Raw genomic sequence first — 407 nt, 5'->3', positions numbered from 1 at the left:
AGGCTATACCGTATTAGTTGATTACGGCGCAGAAGATAGCTTGGGGCCACTGGTTGCTTTGAGCCTATTACGCGAACTAGGGCCGGTGGTGACGGCGCTGTTATTTGCTGGTCGCGCTGGTAGTGCGTTAACCGCCGAAATAGGCTTAATGAAAGCCACCGAGCAGTTAACGAGTTTAGAAATGATGGCTGTAGACCCGCTAAAGCGCGTCATTTCACCACGCTTTTGGGCCGGCATGATTAGTATGCCGCTGCTTGCGCTGATCTTCTCTGCTATTGCCATCATCGGCGCACATTTAGTGGGCGTAGATTGGCTTGGCGTAGACAGAGGCAGCTTCTGGTCTATTATGCAAGCGCAAGTGTCTTTCGAAAAAGACGTTCTCAACGGCCTGATTAAAAGCTTTGTAT

Annotated in this window: 1 protein-coding gene; it reads left to right on the top strand. The window is 50.4% G+C overall.

Annotation, left to right across the window (positions count from 1 at the left end; translation table 11 throughout):
• On the top strand, positions 1–407 hold a 407-nt coding region (locus CWC14_RS18690; protein WP_171036903.1), incomplete at both ends, for an ABC transporter permease.

Source organism: Pseudoalteromonas sp. S3260 (genome assembly GCF_005886925.1).
Lineage (GTDB): Bacteria > Pseudomonadota > Gammaproteobacteria > Enterobacterales > Alteromonadaceae > Pseudoalteromonas > Pseudoalteromonas tetraodonis.
The sequence above is the reverse complement of the archived record's forward strand: the minus strand, read 5'-3'. Positions and strand labels throughout refer to the sequence as shown.